At 44.5% G+C, this 19,014-nt stretch carries 16 protein-coding genes and 1 other RNA gene; 14 read left to right on the top strand and 3 right to left on the bottom strand.

Annotated features, from left to right (window positions below; all coding sequences use genetic code 11):
* Positions 1–152 precede the first annotated feature (152 nt).
* Positions 153–2,825, bottom strand: coding sequence for an alanine--tRNA ligase (alaS, locus tag ACPEGP_RS04995; RefSeq protein WP_423814131.1), 2,673 nt, complete (start codon positions 2,823–2,825; stop codon positions 153–155).
* Positions 2,826–3,013: 188 nt separating this feature from the next.
* Complete coding sequence (locus tag ACPEGP_RS04990; RefSeq protein WP_423814130.1) at positions 3,014–4,753, bottom strand: DUF389 domain-containing protein; 1,740 nt, start codon at positions 4,751–4,753, stop codon at positions 3,014–3,016.
* Between the two features lie 355 nt (positions 4,754–5,108).
* Here ACPEGP_RS04990 and ACPEGP_RS04985 point away from each other — a divergent pair, with 355 nt between their 5' ends.
* Positions 5,109–5,318, top strand: a complete 210-nt coding sequence (locus ACPEGP_RS04985) for a hypothetical protein (RefSeq protein ID WP_144296491.1) — start codon at positions 5,109–5,111, stop codon at positions 5,316–5,318.
* Between the two features lie 208 nt (positions 5,319–5,526).
* On the opposite strand, the gene ACPEGP_RS04980 is transcribed toward ACPEGP_RS04985, so the two are convergent.
* Positions 5,527–6,783, bottom strand: coding sequence for a L,D-transpeptidase family protein (locus ACPEGP_RS04980; protein ID WP_423814247.1), 1,257 nt, complete (start codon positions 6,781–6,783; stop codon positions 5,527–5,529).
* Between the two features lie 571 nt (positions 6,784–7,354).
* On the opposite strand from ACPEGP_RS04980, the gene prmB reads away from it, so the two are divergent.
* The 13 genes from prmB (at position 7,355) to ACPEGP_RS04915 (ending at position 17,932) form a co-directional block, all read left to right on the top strand.
* The gene (prmB, locus tag ACPEGP_RS04975) at positions 7,355–8,527 is read left to right on the top strand and encodes a 50S ribosomal protein L3 N(5)-glutamine methyltransferase (RefSeq protein WP_201591603.1); all 1,173 of its coding nucleotides are present in this window, start codon (positions 7,355–7,357) and stop codon (positions 8,525–8,527) included.
* A 72-nt stretch (positions 8,528–8,599) separates the two neighbouring features.
* Positions 8,600–9,703 (top strand): chorismate synthase, encoded by a 1,104-nt coding sequence (aroC, locus tag ACPEGP_RS04970; RefSeq protein WP_423814129.1) that lies wholly within the window; start codon positions 8,600–8,602, stop codon positions 9,701–9,703.
* 190 nt (positions 9,704–9,893) lie between these two features.
* The gene (locus ACPEGP_RS04965; RefSeq protein WP_068404444.1) at positions 9,894–10,565 is read left to right on the top strand and encodes an alpha/beta hydrolase; all 672 of its coding nucleotides are present in this window, start codon (positions 9,894–9,896) and stop codon (positions 10,563–10,565) included.
* Positions 10,566–10,650: 85 nt separating this feature from the next.
* Positions 10,651–11,009, top strand: a transfer-messenger RNA (tmRNA) gene (ssrA, locus tag ACPEGP_RS04960).
* 175 nt (positions 11,010–11,184) lie between these two features.
* A complete protein-coding gene (locus tag ACPEGP_RS04955; RefSeq protein WP_423814128.1) occupies positions 11,185–12,426 on the top strand; it encodes a tyrosine-type recombinase/integrase in 1,242 nt (413 codons plus the stop codon).
* Positions 12,427–12,549: 123 nt separating this feature from the next.
* Positions 12,550–13,428 (top strand): hypothetical protein, encoded by an 879-nt coding sequence (locus ACPEGP_RS04950; RefSeq protein WP_423814127.1) that lies wholly within the window; start codon positions 12,550–12,552, stop codon positions 13,426–13,428.
* A 109-nt stretch (positions 13,429–13,537) separates the two neighbouring features.
* On the top strand, positions 13,538–13,828 hold the full coding sequence (locus tag ACPEGP_RS04945) for a helix-turn-helix transcriptional regulator (RefSeq protein ID WP_423814126.1): 291 nt from the start codon (positions 13,538–13,540) through the stop codon (positions 13,826–13,828).
* Between the two features lie 3 nt (positions 13,829–13,831).
* The gene (locus ACPEGP_RS04940) at positions 13,832–14,086 is read left to right on the top strand and encodes a helix-turn-helix domain-containing protein (RefSeq protein ID WP_423814125.1); all 255 of its coding nucleotides are present in this window, start codon (positions 13,832–13,834) and stop codon (positions 14,084–14,086) included.
* A complete protein-coding gene (locus ACPEGP_RS04935; RefSeq protein WP_423814124.1) occupies positions 14,083–14,343 on the top strand; it encodes a hypothetical protein in 261 nt (86 codons plus the stop codon). The genes ACPEGP_RS04940 and ACPEGP_RS04935 overlap by 4 nt, the downstream gene beginning before the upstream one ends.
* Complete coding sequence (locus tag ACPEGP_RS04930) at positions 14,336–14,611, top strand: hypothetical protein (protein WP_423814123.1); 276 nt, start codon at positions 14,336–14,338, stop codon at positions 14,609–14,611. The genes ACPEGP_RS04935 and ACPEGP_RS04930 overlap by 8 nt, the downstream gene beginning before the upstream one ends.
* Positions 14,598–15,128: a hypothetical protein gene (locus tag ACPEGP_RS04925; RefSeq protein WP_423814122.1), complete on the top strand. Its 531-nt coding sequence runs from the start codon at positions 14,598–14,600 to the stop codon at positions 15,126–15,128. Before ACPEGP_RS04930 ends, ACPEGP_RS04925 begins: the two co-directional genes overlap by 14 nt.
* Complete coding sequence (locus ACPEGP_RS04920; RefSeq protein ID WP_423814121.1) at positions 15,121–15,702, top strand: hypothetical protein; 582 nt, start codon at positions 15,121–15,123, stop codon at positions 15,700–15,702. Before ACPEGP_RS04925 ends, ACPEGP_RS04920 begins: the two co-directional genes overlap by 8 nt.
* A 106-nt stretch (positions 15,703–15,808) precedes the next feature.
* Positions 15,809–17,932, top strand: coding sequence for a DUF3987 domain-containing protein (locus ACPEGP_RS04915; RefSeq protein WP_423814120.1), 2,124 nt, complete (start codon positions 15,809–15,811; stop codon positions 17,930–17,932).
* The last annotated feature ends 1,082 nt before the right edge of the window (positions 17,933–19,014 follow it).

Raw genomic sequence — 19,014 nt, 5'->3', positions numbered from 1 at the left:
TTTACTGTTTATACTCATACACTTGATATGCTGACAGTCGTTAAGCGTGCTACTTTATACCATATTAGCCGTATAACTTTAAGTGCTAGCAAGCATTAGATATATGGCGATTGGTTATAACCGTTATAACCAATCCCCTATATTCCTACTATTTACGCAAGCTTTTCTGCAACCCAAGCGCTTAGTGCACTGATAACGGCATTGGTATTGGCAGATTTTGGCGCACCACCTTGGGCATAATCAGGCTTACCGCCGCCTTTACCACCAAGCTCGCTTGCCAAATGACGAATAATGTCGCCCGCTTTGACGCGATCGGTTAGCGATTTATCAACGCTTGCCGCCAGTGCCAGTTGCTCGTCTTTATCACTAATTAAAACAATCACGCTGTACGGCAGTTTTGATTTTACATCGTCTATTAGGGTACGGATCGATTTGCCATCAACACCGCTTAAGGTGCTAATAAGTACCGATGTACCAGCGATGGTCTGCACGTCATCAAGCAAGTTTGCCGCTTGGGCGCTAGCAATTTTTTGCTCTAAGCGTTCTAGTTGTTTTTCCAAATCACGCTGCTTATCTGCCATGGTGCGCACACGCTGTGCAACTTCTGGACGTTTGACTTTTAGCTGAGCTGCAAGCTCGCTCAGTTGCTGCTCGCTTTGCTGCATGTTTTTAATGGCATTCATCCCAGTGACCGCTTCAATACGGCGAATACCCGCAGCAATACCTGATTCACTGGTGATTTTTAATACCCCAATATCGCCAGTACGCTGTACGTGAAGACCGCCACACAGCTCAATAGAAAACGGCTTACGCTGACCATCAACGATACTGTCGGTACCCATGGTCAAGACACGGACGTCATTACCATATTTTTCGCCGAATAACGCCATCGCACCTTGTTTCATCGCTTCATCGATAGACATATGCTCGATACGGGCAGGGGTGTTGGCTTGAATTTGCTCATTGACAAGACGTTCGATACGGCTGATTTCAGCAGCGCTAACCGGTTTGTCATAAGAAAAGTCAAAACGTAATACTTCGCTTGAGACTAATGAGCCTTTTTGTGTGACTGCATCGCCCAGTACTTCTCTTAATGCCGCATGCAATAAATGCGTCGCTGAGTGGTTTTTGGCACTCGCCGCACGAATGCTTGATAATACTTGTGCATCAGCCGTTTGCTGAGCGTTAATTTCGCCCATAGTGACCACACCATAATGGATAATGGCTTGGCCAGATTTTTTGGTGTCTTGCACTTCAAAAACACCTGTCGCTGTGCGAATCTCACCCAGCTCGCCAACCTGACCACCGCCTTCAGCATAAAATGGGGTACGGTCAAGGACAATAACGCCTTCCATGCCTTCAGCCAAGCTCTCGGCTAGATTGCCGTCTTGATAAAGCGCATGAATAGTGACGCCGTCTTCTTCAAGCTGTTCGTAGCCGACAAAGGTGGTTGGGTTGTCTACTTGAATGACACTACTATAATCAACGTCGAATTTGCCGGCATCACGCGCACGTTCACGCTGTGCTTGCATGTGCTCATCGAATTCTGCTTCATCAATCACAATACCGCGCTCACGGGTGATATCAGCGGTCAAATCAACGGGAAAACCATAAGTATCATAAAGTTTAAATACTGCTTCGCCAGAGAGCGTATCACCGTCTTGTAAGCCTTCAAGCTCGCTGGCAAGCAAGCGTAACCCTTGTGCTAAGGTTTTGGCAAATTGGGCTTCTTCTTTTTGAATGGCGTTTTCAATCGCGCTTTGTTTGTCTTTTAGCTCGGGATAGGCGTCGCCCATCTCAGTAACCAAAGGCGCGACCATTTTATAAAAGAATTCACTGTCCGCGCCAAGTTTATTGCCATGACGTACGGCACGGCGAATGATACGGCGCAGTACATAACCACGCCCTTCGTTACTTGGGGTTACGCCATCAGCAATCAAAAAGGCCACGGCACGAATATGGTCGGCGATGACTTTTAATGAGGATTGTTGCTCGTTTTCAATACCTAAAATCTTAGCCGCCGCATCCATTAGATGGATAAATAAATCTATTTCATAGTTGCCATGGACGCCCTGCATGATTGCGCTAATACGCTCAAGCCCCATGCCAGTATCGACGCTCGGCGCAGGTAGCGGCAGCATGGTACCGTCTTTTTGACGGTTAAACTGCATAAAGACGCAGTTCCAAATCTCGATATAGCGGTCACCATCTTCTTCTGGCGTACCCGGCAATCCGCCTTCGATATCAGGGCCATGGTCATAAAAAACTTCGGTACAAGGACCGCAAGGACCGGTATCACCCATGGTCCAAAAGTTATCAGAGGCGTACGGTGCGCCTTTATTATCACCAATACGGATGATGCGCTCACTAGGTAGGCCAATGTCTTTATGCCAAATATCAAAGGCTTCATCATCAGTTTCATAAATGGTCACATACAAGCGATCTTTATCAATTGCCAACCATTCATCGGAAGTTAAAAATTCCCAAATATAAGCAATACCTGCTTGCTTAAAATAATCGCCAAACGAGAAGTTGCCGAGCATCTCAAAAAACGTATGATGGCGCGCCGTATAACCGACATTATCCAAATCGTTGTGCTTACCGCCGGCACGGACGCATTTTTGTGAGCTCACCGCACGCGTATAGTCGCGCGGCTCCATACCCAAAAAGGTCTCTTTAAACTGATTCATACCGGCATTGGTAAATAGCAATGTCGGGTCATTGTAGGGAATCAAGCTCGATGAGGCGACGGGGGTGTGCTGCTTGCTTATAAAAAAATCGATAAAAGCTTGACGAATATCGGCTGTTTGATGTGGCTGGCTCACAGCGGCTCCTTACTGACGAATGGTTTTATTAAATAGAATAAGTAAAATAATTTTGCAAGCGATTTTAGCACAAACGTACCAAGCGTGTTGAAGATTCATCAGCAAACGCAGTGGAAATAAGGCTTAATTTTCTTTATTAAGCAAGCGCTTGTATTAAGTGACTAGGATAAATTAAACCGTCAAACACATCAGTTGGTTAAAACGGTCACATCGGTTTTATCGAGTTTATCTTGAATAAGTGGGTGTGATTCAATCACCTGCACGGGCATATAGCGTAGCTGTAGCTTAATGGGTAAATAGTCGGGAAAGTGTTCCGCCATATCTTTGCTAATAATCGCCTCAATTTGGCGGACGTCATAAAAGGTAGGGGTAGTCTCGCCGCGAATCACCGCGCGCACGACTTGATGGGAAGTGTCTTTATCGAATTGGGTATTGGTCAGCACGTTACCCTTGTCGCTAAAGTAGCTATTAATCGTCTCTTTGACGCTACTTTCAAACCCTTGCTGCTTGGCGTTGGTTTGTAGGTTGATGGTTAAATAGGTCCCTAAAACGCCTAACAACAATAACGTCACCGCATTACGCCGTAAAAAGGTCCAATAAGTACTTGATTTATAATCATCATCGACCAAGCGGCGAAAACCTAGTAGCCATAATACCAAAGCGTTGGTAAATTGAATGGCGATAATATTGGTCAAGGCCAATAGCAGCGCGCCAAGTCCCATTTGCATCTCACCATTGGCAAATAATATCCCACTGGCGGCAAGCGGTGGCACCAATGCCGTAGCCACGGCGACCCCAACCACAGCGACCGACAAGTGCGGCGAAACCATGGCATAAGCACCTGCCGTACCACCAGCTAAGGCAATCATCAAATCCATCGAAGTTGGCTGGGTGCGCGATAATATCTCGACAGTAAGTGGTTGATCTTTATGTAGCCAGCCGACGATGAAACCGACCAATACAACCAAAGAAATGCCAAGAAATACTGTAATAAGTGATTTTCGTAATAGCGGCATACGGTGGTCAATAATCGCCAACGCCACGCCAGTGATAGGACCGAGCATCATTGCTACCAGCATCGCGCCGATAACCACCGCCGCCGAATTGGTCACCAAACCATAGCTTGCGATGATAGCCGAGAGGATATTCATCACAAAATACATTTTACTCGGCAAGGCGTTGGCCTCAATCCGGACCCGTACTTCTGGATAGTCTACTTTTTTATTACTGAATTGCTCGGCGACAAACTGCTTATAAGACTCAAGTTTGGCTTCTTTTTTCTCTTTGATCTCTTCGTTTTCTTCGCCATCTTCTAGATTATCTATATTTACGTGGTTGTCGCCTTCCAAAGCCTTATTAGCGGTTTGGCGTGTGTTTTCAGCCTTATTAACTTCCTGCTTATTTTGTTTGTTATCTTTTTTATCGTTGATGTTATCTATATCTAAGCTATTTAGGTTTTGTTTTACATTCTCTTGCCGTTTTTCTTCAACTACTAATTTTTGAGTTTCTGTGTCTTTTGCATGGTTTTGATTAGAGATAGTTTTATTTGCGGCGGCGTTGACCTCAGTTTTATCCTTATCCTTCTCCTGAAAAAACGCTTCCGCTGTATCGGTAAATTCAATGTCTGAATTATTATTTGTAAATTCATCAACAGGTTGAGAGTCGTCAACGTCTTCCGGCGTTTCTAAGGAAGCAACCACCACATCGGGTGCCACCGTTTCCATTTTGATGGTTGCCTCAGGCACTTGCGCATCTTTTGACGCTGTTGCTCGTTCTTCCTCATTGTTATTTTCGCTATGCGTCTGTTCTTCGATAACAGCCTCGTTGTCGATATTGCCAACATTACGTTTATCTGCAAACTCAGCATCGTTTTTAGGGTGATTCATAGGTAATGAGTCTTTAGAAGTGTCAGCGTGAGAGGAGGTCATAGAAGAAAACTTTATTAAAAAATGAGGTTAGAAGATAAAAGTGGCAGTTCAGAGTATAGAGAACGACAAGAACTCTAAAACTAAAGAAAGCAGAAGGTCTACTATTGTAATGATAAATGTCCAATAGCGTGTAAATTTCTTGTGCCTAAATAGAGGGAGATAAAAGACAGATAAGCGGATAGTTTAGCTATATTTTCAAGAGAAAAATGCCAAGTACAAATCAATAATTATAATATGGCTTTTAATATGAATCACTTGCTATAAATGGGCTGTGGGTCTATAAGAAAAGGCTTACTATTTGTGTGGATTTGGTGTATAAAGGTGTTATACCCACACAATAAATGAGGAATACATCATGAACTGGCCACTATTTTCTGTCATCTATTCAATAGCCGCAACCGTGACCGTCGGTGTATTAATGATTGCCGCTTTGGTCACAGGATTTAACCAAATCCCGCACATCCAAATGGCGGTTGCCGCAGGGATCATTGTATCCATTCCTGCTGCCTTATTTTTTACCAAAAAAGTGGGAAGTATCACGGGTAAGGAAAGTCATAAAGCCTAGGGCTACAAAGCTACGACTTTAAAGCTGAGTTATTTCAAAAGCTAGCAGTTTCAAAAGCTAGCAGTTTCAAAAGCCCGCCACCATAAAAATTAAAAATAAAGAAAGGCGGCTTAGCTTTAGACTTTATATAAAATAAAAAACAGCCCCTAAAAAGGAGCTGTTTTTTTATTGCTTATGATTCGTTGTTATGCGTTTTCATTAATAACAACTATTTTAACTCAACGGTGGCGCCATTTTCGATATTGGCATATACCTCTAACACATCCCAGTTTGTCAAACGGACGCAACCAGCGGATGCTTGGCGGCTGATACCTTCAGGTTTCGGTGAGCCATGTAGACCATAAGATGGCTTAGACAAGCCCATCCATACCACACCGACAGGGCTGTTTGGACCTGGTGGTAGCATATGTACTTGTTTGTCTGACCCTTTACCAACGGTCGCTTTATACCACGGCATTTTTACTTTATTAATGATTTTAAACGTGCCTTGCGGTGAAGGTGTCGCATCACTTCCGACTGTTGTTGGATAAGTGGCGACCAGTTTATCACCGTTATAAGCATAAAGGGTTTTGTCGGCTTTATTGGCAACGACGCGATTAATCCGCTGTTTGAGTGGATCGCGCGTATTTAAAACGGTGATGGTTTCGCCAGCTTTATACTGTTTGTTTTTATTTAACTTGTCTAAATAGCGCACATCCATATGGAAGCGCTCACCTAACATCTCTTTGATGTCCTGATAATACAAGCCTTTCATTTTCGATTTGGCTTCTGCACCAGCAGGCGTAGTAGCAAAGTTGGTTTTCACATCATCTTCGGTGATGGTATAAGTCACTAGCACTGGCTTATTGGCTGGGATGTTTTTATTCAAAGCGTCCCACGTTTTTTGATCCATTTTACCAGTCGCAGGCAAGCCTTTCATGGTTTGGAAGTTAATCAGTGCTTTTTTACTGTTCATACCCCAGCCGCCATCGATAGCGCCCGGTGAAGCGTGATTCCAATCCAATAACGCTTGCATTTTGATGGTCATTGCGGAGTTGACCTTCATGTTCGGTGTCCAAGTGGCACCGTTGACTTGTTTGGCGTAATTAGACAGGTTTAGCGTGGTATATTTTTTACCATCGACATCTTCGATACTTTTGATAGAAGTATCGGCTGGGCGGTTATTTGCTACTGCTGCACTAGGAGCGGCAACAGCTTGGCCATCACTGATGTCATCGGTGCTATCAGACTGTACATCTTTACGCGCTAGCTCTTCGACGCTCATATTGTCGGCGCTGACGCTTTGTTGCTCATCTGCTTGTTGCGCGTCATTGTCGTCTTCGTTAGCTTCCTGTTTTTCATCAATCAGCTGCGTCATACGATCAGGCGATTTAGGCTTTAAAGCAGGCGTGGCTACGGCGGGCGCACGACTATCGAGTGAACTGCTGCGGTTTTCTTGCACGTTAAGACTGACTTTTTTCGCCATACTAGGCTGAGCAATAGTAGGCATTGAGTCAGCTTTACGTACTGGTAGAGTGCGCGTATTGTCGGCAGGTACAGCAACAGCGCTGACACTGGCACTAACAATCGCAATAGATATAGCGGTGATAAGGGGCTTTATTTTCATCATATTGGCTTACTTATGGTTATAACTAATGCGGCTATTATGCGCATAATTTGGACGCTTCGCAAACTTTTGACACATCTTTTTTCGTTTAGGGCTTGCTAAACGTCAACAGTTGACGTATTCACTACAGTTGGGAAATAATTTAGTCATGCTAGTTATCAAACAGCATTCACATTTGGTTAGGGTCTTGTTTATTTGCTTTATCGTTAAATGCTAGAGTGATAAGAGGTTAATGATACATTTACCTATCATAAAAGTTGCCTTATTTATTTGCGGTAGCTTTTTGCGCTAAAAAACACAGTTATTGGCGCAGCGCAAGGTTTACGTCTATAATGTATGACAAGTTTTTATTTAATAAATCGGCTGTTAAAAGTCAGCGATTTAACCCATCCGCATGTCGTCGATACGCGTGCAATCAGTAAGGTGTGATATGTCAGAAGACCAAACCATGAGCGCAGAAGAGTTTCAAAATCAGTACTTTGCTGATGAGTCGCAAGGCTTAGAGGATGAGATGACCTACGATTTGGAGTCAGGTCTGCTTGGTGAAGATGATGAGTTTGCCAATCTGCGTGCCGAGCTTGCAGAGGCGCGTGAGCAACTGGTCAGTATCCGTGATTTTATTCGTTTTGCGGTCACGCAGCTGCGCAACTATGACGTGGTCGTCGCTCAAGGAACGACGGATGAATTTGCCGAAGCGTCGGCGATTGTGTTGCACACGCTGTCTTTAGATTGGGCAGCCAATGATCAGATTCTCGATTGCCGTTTAACCACTTCAGAGAAGCAGCAGGTACTGGGCTTATTAGAAGAGCGTATCGCTGAGCGTAAGCCGCTAAGTTATCTCATTAATTTATCGTATTTCTGCGACCTGCCTTTTTATGTCGATGAGCGCGTCCTAATTCCACGCTCACCAATCGCCGAGCTGATTCGTCAGCAGTTCCATCCGTACTTTGATGTTAATGAGTTGGCAAAGCCGCTCGGTATGAGTATGAACAATCAAGCTGCCGCCTTCTTTGACCATGGTTTAGAGATTAAGCAGTTGGCGCAGCCTGAGCGTATTTTGGATTTATGTACCGGTTCTGGTTGTATCGCTATTGCGCTTGCCACCCGCTTTGTTGATGCCTTAGTCGATGCGGTTGATATTGATAAAGGAGCGCTAGAAGTTGCGATGGTCAATGTCGATCATCATGACTTAGGTCATCAAGTTAATGTGATTGAGTCTGACTTATTTGCCAAGATTCCTGCTGAGCATCAATATGAGCTAATCGTTACCAATCCTCCGTATGTCGATGCCGCGATTATGGCCGATTTGCCACCAGAGTTTTTATATGAGCCAGAACATGCGCTCGCTGCCGGTCAGGACGGACTGGATTTGGTACATCGTATCTTGTTTGAAGCGCCAGATTATCTGAGTCCTGAGGGCTTGCTGGTCTGTGAAGTCGGCGATAGTGAATGGGCGTTAAAGCAAGCATATCCTGAAATCCAATTTGATTGGTTGAAATTCGCTCACGGTGGTCATGGTATTTTTGCTATTACCTATGACGAGCTTATGACTCATCGTCAATTATTCGCCGCTTATGTGCAATTATTGGATGGTAATCAATAAAGTAAAATTGACACTGACGCTAAATTAAAAAACAGCAATTAAAAAATCGACTTCATTTGTTTAAGGATAAATATGGCTGGCAATAGTATTGGACAGATTTTCACCGTAACGACGTGCGGTGAGTCGCATGGTGCAGGCCTGATGGCCATCGTCGATGGTGTGCCGCCAGGTTTGGAATTGTGCGAAGCAGATTTGCAGATAGATTTGGATCGCCGTAAACCTGGGACGTCTAAATACTCGACCCAGCGCCGTGAGTCTGATGAAGTCGAGATTATCTCTGGGGTATTTGAAGGTAAGACCACGGGCACATCGATTGGGCTTTTGATTCGTAACACCAATCAAAAATCAAAAGATTATAGTGAAATAAAAGACACTTTTCGCCCCGGTCATGCCGACTATACCTATAGTATGAAATACGGCTTTCGCGATTATCGCGGCGGCGGTCGTTCATCTGCGCGTGAAACGGCTATGCGTGTGGCGGCAGGTGCTATCGCTAAAAAATATTTGCATGAGCGCTTAGGCGTGCAAGTACGGGGTCATGTTACCCAAATTGGCTCGGAATACAGTCAAGTGCTAGACCCAAGTCAAATCGACTGGGATTTTGTCAATAGCAATCCGTTTTTTTGTGCAGACGCCGATGCAGTCAGCCGCTTTGAAGTCTTGATAGATAGCTTGCGCCGAGAAGGTACGAGTTGTGGTGCGCGTTTGGAGATTATCGCAAGCGGCGTGCCCGTCGGATTGGGCGAGCCTGTCTTTGACCGTTTAGATGCGGATATTGCCCATGCAATGATGAGTATCAATGCCGTTAAAGGCGTTGAAGTTGGTGATGGTATGGCAGTGGCAGGGCAGTTTGGGCATCGCTCACGTGATGAGATGACCCCTGATGGTTTTACGGCCAATCATGCAGGTGGCATCTTGGGTGGTATCTCATCAGGCCAAGATATCCGCGTTAGTATTGCTTTGAAACCAACTTCTAGTATCACCACGGCTGGCAAGAGTATCAATACAGATGGGGAGGCGATTGAGATGCTAACTAAAGGGCGCCATGACCCTTGCGTGGGTGTGCGCGCGACCCCCATCGCTGAAGCGATGCTAGCGATTGTATTACTCGATCACTATCTGCGCCATCGCGGTCAAAATGCCGATGTTAAGCTGCCAGTGCAGTCGATTACTTAAATTTTCTACCATCCGTTTATTTGCCCTTTGTCGCATCTACTGCTGTTCTATTAGATACGTTAGAGGGTTTTTTTTATGCATGCCTAAAAAGTTAAGTAGGTAAGTTATAAACTCTCATTGAATACGATATATCTTGATTAATCAAACAAACAAATCTGGTTTTATTTATCAGTTAAAGGAACTTAAAAACATGAGTAACTATTTAGATGCTGTGATTGTTGAACATAATCCTACAAACAAAGTGATTGACCGAGCCGTCATTTGGCTGCATGGTTTGGGTGCTAGCGGTCATGACTTTGAGCCAGTAGTGCCGCAGCTCGGCTTAGCGGATGATATGGCGGTACGTTTTATCTTTCCGCATGCGCCTAATCGTCCAGTGACGGTTAATGGTGGTATGGTCATGCCCGCATGGTATGACATCTTAGAGATGAGCCTTGAACGTAAAGTCGATATCGCTCAAATCGAAGAATCTTCTCAGCAAATCCATGATTTGATTGCTCGTGAAATCGAGCGCGGTGTTAAGCCTGAGCATATTGTCATTGCGGGATTTTCGCAGGGCGGGGCAGTGGCGTATCATGTGGCACTTGGCTATCCACAGCGCTTAGCAGGGCTGATGGCGCTGTCTACCTATCTGGCGACCAATGACCATATCAACTATAACGCCGCCAACAAAGACATGCCGATATTGATTGAACACGGTACGCATGACCCTGTAGTGCCTGTGGTTCTAGGCGAGCAAGCCCAGAATTTGTTATCGGAGAAAGGCTATAGTGTCGTTTACCATACCTACCCGATGGCGCATCAAGTTTGTATGCCGCAGATTCAAAATATTGGCCAATGGATGAATAAAGTTTTGGCTTAGACAATTGAGCTGTAACTTAATGTAATACAGAAGGCGTTTAGGTTGAAAACCGATAGGCAGGTACTATATAATAGTCAGTCTTATTGGGGATGTTCTGGCTTCGACGCTGGTGATGAAACTCAATGATGCATGTCGAGAGTGTATGTCCTCTCGTTAATCAAACATATATTGTTATAGTCGCAAACGACGAAACTTACGCTCTAGCAGCTTAAACTCTGCTTACTTGGTTGCTGATCACCTACAGTTGGTCAACTAAGTTGAAGCGTCCGCATGTAGGCTCGCCACAAGTGATTGTCTCAATTGCTTGGGTTCAAAAGTAGAGAATCGTCCAATCCATCCTGACTGTCGGATCGGTGCGGATTAAAACTAAAGACAGAAACTAAACATGTAGATTCATGAGCGTAATGCTGGCGGACGCGGGTTCAACTCCCGCCATCTCCACCAAATATTGATAAAGGGCTGACCGTCATAGACCGTCAGCCCTTTATTTTGGGCGTTTTTTGGGTTTTGAGTATCATATAGGGGTATAGCGTCCTATATAGAATGTTGGTATTATTGTTGGTATTATTGTTGGTATTAGAGTTTATACATGCTCTCAATACCAACAAAGGATAGTCCAATGCCCTTAACTCATACCGTTATCAATAAGCTACAGCCAAGCGATAAGGCTATCGAGAGCAAACGACCTGACAAACACAGTGATGGTAACGGGCTGCAATTATGGGTGCGTTATACGGGCGTTAAGTCATGGATCAGCGCCTACAGATGGCAAGGCAAGCAGCAAACCCTCACGATTGGCACTTATCCAGTAATGAGCCTACAAAATGCACGCCAGCGCAATATTGAGATTAAACGCTTAATAGCTGATGGTGTGAACCCTAAAGACCATAAAAAAGAGCAGCAAGCCAGTCAAAATGGTTTAAATGTTTTCGATAACATAGCCCAGTCATGGTATAGCGAGCGCAAGACCTACCTAGCAGAAAGCACCTTTTCCCGTAACTATTCCGCCTATATGCGCGATGTAAAGCCCTCTATTGGTCATAAGAGCATCAACGACATAACCGCGCCTGACATACTGGCTATTGGCAAAGCAGTAGAGAGTCGCGGCGCTAATGAAATGGCAAGGCGTACCATTAGAGAAGTAGGGCAGATATTTAAGCACGCTATCCGCAATGGACTAGCCACACACAACCCAGCCACCGACCTAGCCGAAGCCATCAAACCACACAAAACGACCAATCACCACCGTATCACTAGCCAGCAACTACCTAAGCTACTAAAAGACATTGATGCTTATGGTGGTGATGTATTGGTGAAGCTGGGTTTATGGTTTTTATGCTATACGTTTGTACGTACCAATGAGATCCGCTTTATGGAGTGGCAAGATATAGATTTTAAGCGCGGCTTATGGACGATACCAGCTGACAAGATGAAAGCAGGGCGCTTGCATATTGTGCCATTAGCACCGCAAGCCATAGCGATATTAGAGCAGATCAAAGAGCTAGGTTTTTCGGATCAGTACGTTTTCTTTAATACCTCAACCCGCAAGCCATACAGTCAAAACGCATTTATTAATGCCTTATGGAATATGGGCTATAAAGGTGAGATGACGGGGCACGGCTTTAGAGGTTTAGCCAGTACCACGTTACATGAACAGGAATACATGCACGAAGCTATAGAGCTGCAATTGGCACACGATAGAGAGAACAAGATAAGTGCAGCCTATAACGGGGCGCAGCATTTACCATATAGAACCAAGATGATGAATGAGTGGGCAAACTTCATTGACGATGCTTACGCTGGCAAGCTGGACAACGTGATCCGTGCAGACTTCAAACAACAATCACAAAAGCTAGGCTAAGGCTTAGCACCAACTATGCAAGGCTAGGACTAATTACCCGAAAGCCAGCCGTTCACACACCTTTAGGCTGGCACTGCCTTGCACCTACTTTCTTTGATTTAAGGGTGTGTAAAGGTGTGTATTGTGAAAGGTTATGTATCAATAGATGAAATGATCAAAATAGCTGAGTCAAAAATTAAAGGTTCTATATTCGAGGTTTTAGGAACTGAAAAGTTTTTGCAAAGAGTTCTAGATAACGCAGAAATTGAGCCAGTTTTTTATTTTTCAGGTTATGGCGTGTTACAGGCATTCGTTGAGAATAAGTTTTATAGCGAAAATGAAAATATTCAAAATATGTGGCGTTTTGGTGGTTACTTTCGTGATAATCATTCTATGAAGTTTTTCTGTTTTGGATTACCTAAAGAGAAATTGAAATCACCTTTTAGAAACTTAGGGAACGATAGGTTTATTTTGAGTTTTAATCATGCGGATATTATCGACTTAAATTATTGCGAATATATAGGCAGTCATACAAAGGAGGCGCTCAATGATATTGATGATGAAGGTGAAGCAACTATATTAGGTAAGGGGGCGAGTTTATTTAATAAAAAACCAGTTTACAAAGGGACTTTCGGTCACGAAGATATAAAAGATACTATAATAATTGATAGAGAAGATATTTACATTAGTATCAATGAGTTAAGCGAAGCCCTAAACCTAGAACCTTCTGCCTATGATTTAACACTTGATAACCCAAAAGCTATTAAAGGACTAAACGTAGCTAGCAAAGTAACTCAAATAAATAAACCGACTGATGACGAACCAACACATCATAAAAGCGTAGGTTCTATGCAAGCCTTAGTGACTACACTTATTAAAATGGCAGAATATGATAAAGCAGACCTAGCCGACCCTTACGGAGAACTTAATAAACTTATTCAAGCAAAAGCCGAAATATTAGGACTATCAGTTAAAAAAGACTTTATTGCAAAATGGTTAAAGAAAGCTGATGACGTTCTATAGAACTTTGGTATTTTCTATATAGAACTATCGAACAACCCCACCCACTAACATAGCCCATGTAAGCCGTAGAACACCTTTACGGCTCAACAAACTACATGGAGCTATGAACATGACACACCCAAACCAAAACACCCCAGTAATTCCTTTTACTGATAACACCTCGGACGACACCGAACCAACCACTGCAAACAGTCCAGCTATGCAACTGCCTACTACAGGCATGGGCAGAGCAAAGGACATTTTGCCGTTCCTACCCTTTAGCAAAACCACCTTGTTTGAATGGTCAAAAGATGGGCGTTTCCCAGCTGGCAAGAAGCTAAGCCCCACCATGACAGCATGGAGCTATGCAGACGTTCACGAATGGCTTAACAGCCACACCTCAACCACTAGCGAGGTGTAAATCATGCAGACACGGCAACCCAAACAAAGCTATAAGCAGATTATCCATAATCACATGCTGGCAGGTCACAGCCTATCTACTTATGAGGCTTTTGATCTATGGCAAATCACATGCTTTTTACAGCGGATCAGTGAGCTAAGAGCGCAAGGCGTAGTTATTCAAGATAAGACAGTCAAACGCAATGGTAAGACGTTCAAAATTTACTGGATAGACACGCCAGCCGATACCGATAACAACGCTACAGGGGTGCAATCATGAGCCAATCAAACGACAGACTATTACAGATAGCGGACATGCTCGAACATATCAACGAGCAGCTAGTCTTATTGGCAGTTGACACAGAACACTATGCAATGGCATTGCAAGCCGTGCAGACAGACGACCCAATATCTAAAGGCGTTATTCAAGCCGTCATTGCTGCATTGTTTAGGGACTCATTGTTTGCCACTGATGCCAGCGAACAGATGGACAGCGTTCTATCAATGCCTGAAATGGAGGTAACGCGCTATGAGTAATGATGACCTAGTAAACGAAGTCATAAACAGGTTAAAAGATGAAGGTTTTTTGATGATAACTGATGACTTTATAGATCAGCTGATTATCACCTTGCACGCCAATGTGACGACCATTAACACCATGACCCAAATAGCAGAAATAGAAACGCAGATGCTAGGCAGCTTGTTACCGACAGGCAGCCGACAAGTGGAGTCATTAAAAGAGCTATCGACACGCATTGCAGAAATCGCCTTTAACGTGGAGGACGTAAGAAATGAGCAACGATAACAGAACCAGTCTAAAAGCCAACCACGGGGCACACAATCGCAATGAGCCACATAAACGAGGCTTACTACTGAGATTTATCATCTTTATGGCATGGGTGGCAGGTATTGGCTTGCTACTGTCATTAATCGCGTGCCAGCCCGTCAATGCAAAACCGATTGCAAGTGATGATAGCAGCGGTTACTATATAGACCTCTCAAATCTTATTAGCGACTTGCCAAGTCGTAAACTTTTGGCTTTTTTTGTGCCTGATAATAGTGCAGCCTCTCAAGCTACCACTATGCCACCAAGCACCGCCCCACAAGCGCACAGATGCGCCACAAGGGGGCAAACCATCATATCTAAGGTGAACACCTCACCGACCGACTATGACGGGTTGACGCTGCAAAATAAAACAGCCGAAAGGCGAATATGCGGGGCGGTTTCTAATAAGACCGAGAGTAAGACCCGTCACCCTATACTTTTACCGTATAGCGTGGCATTCACTCAAAACTTATTAGGAGGGCATAATCATGCCTAATTCAATCCGTACGACCTCAAACACTCAAACCACTACCAACCACACACCAGCCCCATTCAAGGCAGGTGATAGCGTGCTATGCCCATCTGTAGGCAATGGCACTTATCAGCTATTCAATGATAAAGAATACGGCTGTTTAGGCTTTACCACCAACGGCAAAACATACCATTACCGCAATGACGGCAAGGTAAGCCGCGATGATGCCGCCCCGTCATTATTCCACGACACCAAAGCCAACCGCCAAGCGATAGCCACGCTATACAATGGCAGCCACACCAGCCAACGCACAGTAATAGACATAACCGAAGCAGATGATAAAGAGGCGGTTTTAATATCAGCTTTTGATCTAAGAGATATTGCTTGTGACATTAACGGGGCTGCTACTGCCTTGTATGATGTTGGCCAATTACTGGCACTCATTCACTATGGCAAGATAGAAACGCACACAGTCCCAGCAATGGCACGCCTTGCACATGATGCCACCGACACATGGGCAAGCCTACTATATGAAAAATTAGAGCGTATCAACGACACCCTAGCACTGACAGGTTACGGTAAGGAGGGCAGCAAATGAAACGCTACCCACCAAAACAAAGCCGTAAGTATGCCAAGCGCAAAAGCTACTACAAGAAGTACAAAGCCACGCGCCAGCCTAAACAGTCACACGCAAGGGGGAACAGATGACCACCACACTACAAACAAACACCCATGAAAAAGCCCGCGCATTTAGCGCAGGCTTAGACATGATAGGTCGTTTTAATGCAGCCACACGGCAAGGGCTGGCAGATGACAATATATTGCTTAATCTTTATAACCTATGTGAGCAGTTAGGCATACAAGACAGGCTATTGCACCTTGATAGTGATATTACCATAACCACGGGCCTTGATACAGGTAAGAGAGAGCTGACAGAGAACACGATAGGGCTAGTATTAAACAACAATCAAGACCAGCCCGTCACCCTTGCCAGTGTCACACCTAACAGCAACCAAAAGCCGATTATCATTGACCGTATGCAGCCGTCTGCCTTGATTATTGGCACGTTAAGCAATGACCGTGAGCTGATAGCCATTGATAACTTAGATGATGCTGTCACGCTTGCTTATTATCTTATGGCGGATAACGTCACGCTACTGGTAAGCCTTGATAAGCTGCTATTTAATGGCATGGTCAGCCATTTTGCCGAATCCTATCCCGTGACTATCTTTACCACCTTAGACGAGAAAGACAAAGCGTGTCAGCCGTTCAAAGGTGCAAACGTCAAAGGGGTTATTACTGGCGCTAGAACTCTCTTAGAGCATTTAGAATATGGCGAGCTTAGCTATAGAGAGATATTAACCCTTGATGATACAACCATACTCGATCTACAAGCTGAGATATGGGGCGAGCCTGAACCCTTAGCCAATGATCCAAGCAAGCCGACACCATACCCCATTAACGCATTCACAGGGCTATTAAGGCAAGTTATCGAAGCCGTGGCATATTATGCACAAGTACCACTTGCCATGGCAGGGCAATGCGTTTTAGGCGCACTGGCACACATGGGGCAACGCTTCATTGATGCACCGATGGGGCACGGTCACATGCCCGCCAGCCTTATTCTTATCACAGAGGGCGAAAGCGGTAGCGGCAAAACGCAGGCGATGGGCTTAACTCACTTTAAGATCAAAGAGTATGAGCGCCAGCAATACGGCAACTACCTAGACGATCTAGCAGCATGGGACAGTGAAAAGGCAGGGTTAAAAGGTAAAGAGTTAGCCCAATTCTTAGAGGATAACCCAAGACCGCAAAACCCTAAAAACTTGTTTGATGATGCAACCATAGAGCCGATACTAGATAGGTTTATCAGTGGTGAGATGAATAACGCATCATGGACAACAGACGAGGCAGGCCAATTCTTTAATGGCCACACCATGACAGGTGATACCGCAGGCAGTGCCTTATCTGCTATTACCAAGCTATATAGCGATGGCGAGGTGTCCCGTTTACGCTCGCAAAAGTCTGCCTATGCCACACCGCAAACCGATGCCCACAACGTACGCATGACGCTACTGCTACAAGGTCAAAGGGTGGTATTAGAGCAAGCATTAACTGATCCTTTGATGAATGGGCAAGGCTTTTTAGCCCGTGCCTTGATTGCTTGCCCTGAGGACTTGCGCGGTCATCGAATATGGGACGATGAAAAGCGCAGGAATGACAGCCCTTATGATAATCCTGATTTAATCGCCTACTGGTCACGCTGTCAGAGCTTACTCGACCCACTGCCAGCCCATCTACCAAACGACAGCACAGGCACACCACAGCGCATCAAAATGCAATGGGCAGAGGGTGCAGAGCAGACCTTTTATAAGCACATGCAGGCGATAGAGAACCGCCAAGCACAAGGACAGGCATTAGAGTATCTAAAAGCGTATGCCTCACGTATGGCAGAGAATGCGAGCCGTATAGCGTCATTAATGGCATTCTTTGAGGGGCGTAAGGCGATCACTACTGATGATATTGCCCGCGCTTTTATGCTTGTGGAATACTCAACCAGCGAGCGCCTACGCTACCTTGATGCAACGCCAACAGACGAGCAGAACGACAGTGAGAAACTAAGCGGCTGGCTAGTGGATAAAGCGAGGGGCAAAAAACCGCCTATCTTGAATAAGTCGTTTGTGTCACAGAACGCACCCAATACCCTAAGAGGTAAGAAACTTAATAGCTTACTTGATGACTTAGAAAGCATGGGGCATGTTCGGTTAGAAAGTGAGGGGCGCAGGCGTTTAGTTTTAATTAATCCAAAGCTAATTACTAATGAGTAGCTAACATTAGCTATAACTTAGCTACCCTTAAAAAGCTGCTAAACTTGCTAAACTTCACCTAGCCCTTGCCAGTCAAGGGCTTAACTTTAGGTAGGGCGCTGCTAAGCATTGCTAAACTTGCTAATCTTTAGCTAAATATGACTAACTTTAGCGGAACTATAGCAACTTTAGCAGCACCTTAGCAGCTGCTAACTAAGCTACAGGCTATAATTGATAAGGCTTACGGGAACTTTAGCAACTATAGCGACTTTTTGTAGATATAAAAATATATTGGCAGGCGTTCGCGTCTGCCTTTTTTTATGGACTGCAAAAACCTAAGGGAAACCTAAGGTTAGGCGCTCAATATTCACGGGCTGCATGTTGTCATTTGTTTACATTCAAAACCAGTTTGCCGACTGCTAGCATGTTAAGAAATGTTAAGGTTTAAAACTAAATAAGTGGTACTCAATGGACAGACCAAGCCCTTTTTATAGTGTAAAGAAACTAAGGTTTCCCTAAGGTTTTAGATAAATCCTATTTTGGTTGTATCGCATTCAAGCAGTCCAGCACCGCCGCGCATGTTGTCTTATGTTGACATTGGCAGCACTCAAAACCTGAGGAAACCCCTAGGTTTTATGATCAGCGATAACGCGCCGAATGTTGATAAAAGACTACATTAGCAGACGATACCAACCTGATAAAACATGAGATTTTAGCCCACCGCTGGCAAGTCCAAAACCGTACATTGAGCACGCCAACCAATATGTAAAAACCTTACTTTTGAATCACCGATAATGCTAACGTTATGGACGCTCAACAGCTCATGACTACCATTATTTCAAAGCCTTATAGAATAGGGGCTAAGGTAGTTAAAAGACAAGTATCGCGCGCGCACGCGAGGCAAACGCCAATTAAAGGGGTTTTTGAGCAATATAAAAAAGGAGTTTTTAGAGTCCATAAAGGGGTAGTTTTTCAGACTGTTTTAAAAAGGACTTGGGCGGGTTTTTGGACATCGTGAAAGGTAGTTTTGCGAGTCCATAAAAAGGGGTAGTTTTCGGACATCGTAAGCAGGGTTAAAAATGAGTTAATGGAACAGTACGCGC

Origin of the sequence: Psychrobacter sp. 219-2-C (genome assembly GCF_049560815.1) — a bacterium.
Lineage (GTDB): Bacteria > Pseudomonadota > Gammaproteobacteria > Pseudomonadales > Moraxellaceae > Psychrobacter > Psychrobacter faecalis.
This window is presented reverse-complemented; position numbering and strand designations above follow the sequence as displayed.

Coding starts and splice junctions, on each gene's coding strand:
- ACPEGP_RS04990 (WP_423814130.1), bottom strand. CDS start 4,753: ATGACCTCCTCTCACGCTGACACTTCTAAAGACTCATTACCTATGAAT.
- ACPEGP_RS04985 (WP_144296491.1), top strand. CDS start 5,109: ATGAACTGGCCACTATTTTCTGTCATCTATTCAATAGCCGCAACCGTG.
- ACPEGP_RS04980 (WP_423814247.1), bottom strand. CDS start 6,783: ATGGCGAAAAAAGTCAGTCTTAACGTGCAAGAAAACCGCAGCAGTTCA.
- prmB (WP_201591603.1), top strand. CDS start 7,355: ATGTCAGAAGACCAAACCATGAGCGCAGAAGAGTTTCAAAATCAGTAC.
- aroC (WP_423814129.1), top strand. CDS start 8,600: ATGGCTGGCAATAGTATTGGACAGATTTTCACCGTAACGACGTGCGGT.
- ACPEGP_RS04965 (WP_068404444.1), top strand. CDS start 9,894: ATGAGTAACTATTTAGATGCTGTGATTGTTGAACATAATCCTACAAAC.
- ACPEGP_RS04955 (WP_423814128.1), top strand. CDS start 11,185: ATGCCCTTAACTCATACCGTTATCAATAAGCTACAGCCAAGCGATAAG.
- ACPEGP_RS04945 (WP_423814126.1), top strand. CDS start 13,538: ATGACACACCCAAACCAAAACACCCCAGTAATTCCTTTTACTGATAAC.
- ACPEGP_RS04940 (WP_423814125.1), top strand. CDS start 13,832: ATGCAGACACGGCAACCCAAACAAAGCTATAAGCAGATTATCCATAAT.
- ACPEGP_RS04935 (WP_423814124.1), top strand. CDS start 14,083: ATGAGCCAATCAAACGACAGACTATTACAGATAGCGGACATGCTCGAA.
- ACPEGP_RS04930 (WP_423814123.1), top strand. CDS start 14,336: ATGAGTAATGATGACCTAGTAAACGAAGTCATAAACAGGTTAAAAGAT.
- ACPEGP_RS04925 (WP_423814122.1), top strand. CDS start 14,598: ATGAGCAACGATAACAGAACCAGTCTAAAAGCCAACCACGGGGCACAC.
- ACPEGP_RS04920 (WP_423814121.1), top strand. CDS start 15,121: ATGCCTAATTCAATCCGTACGACCTCAAACACTCAAACCACTACCAAC.
- ACPEGP_RS04915 (WP_423814120.1), top strand. CDS start 15,809: ATGACCACCACACTACAAACAAACACCCATGAAAAAGCCCGCGCATTT.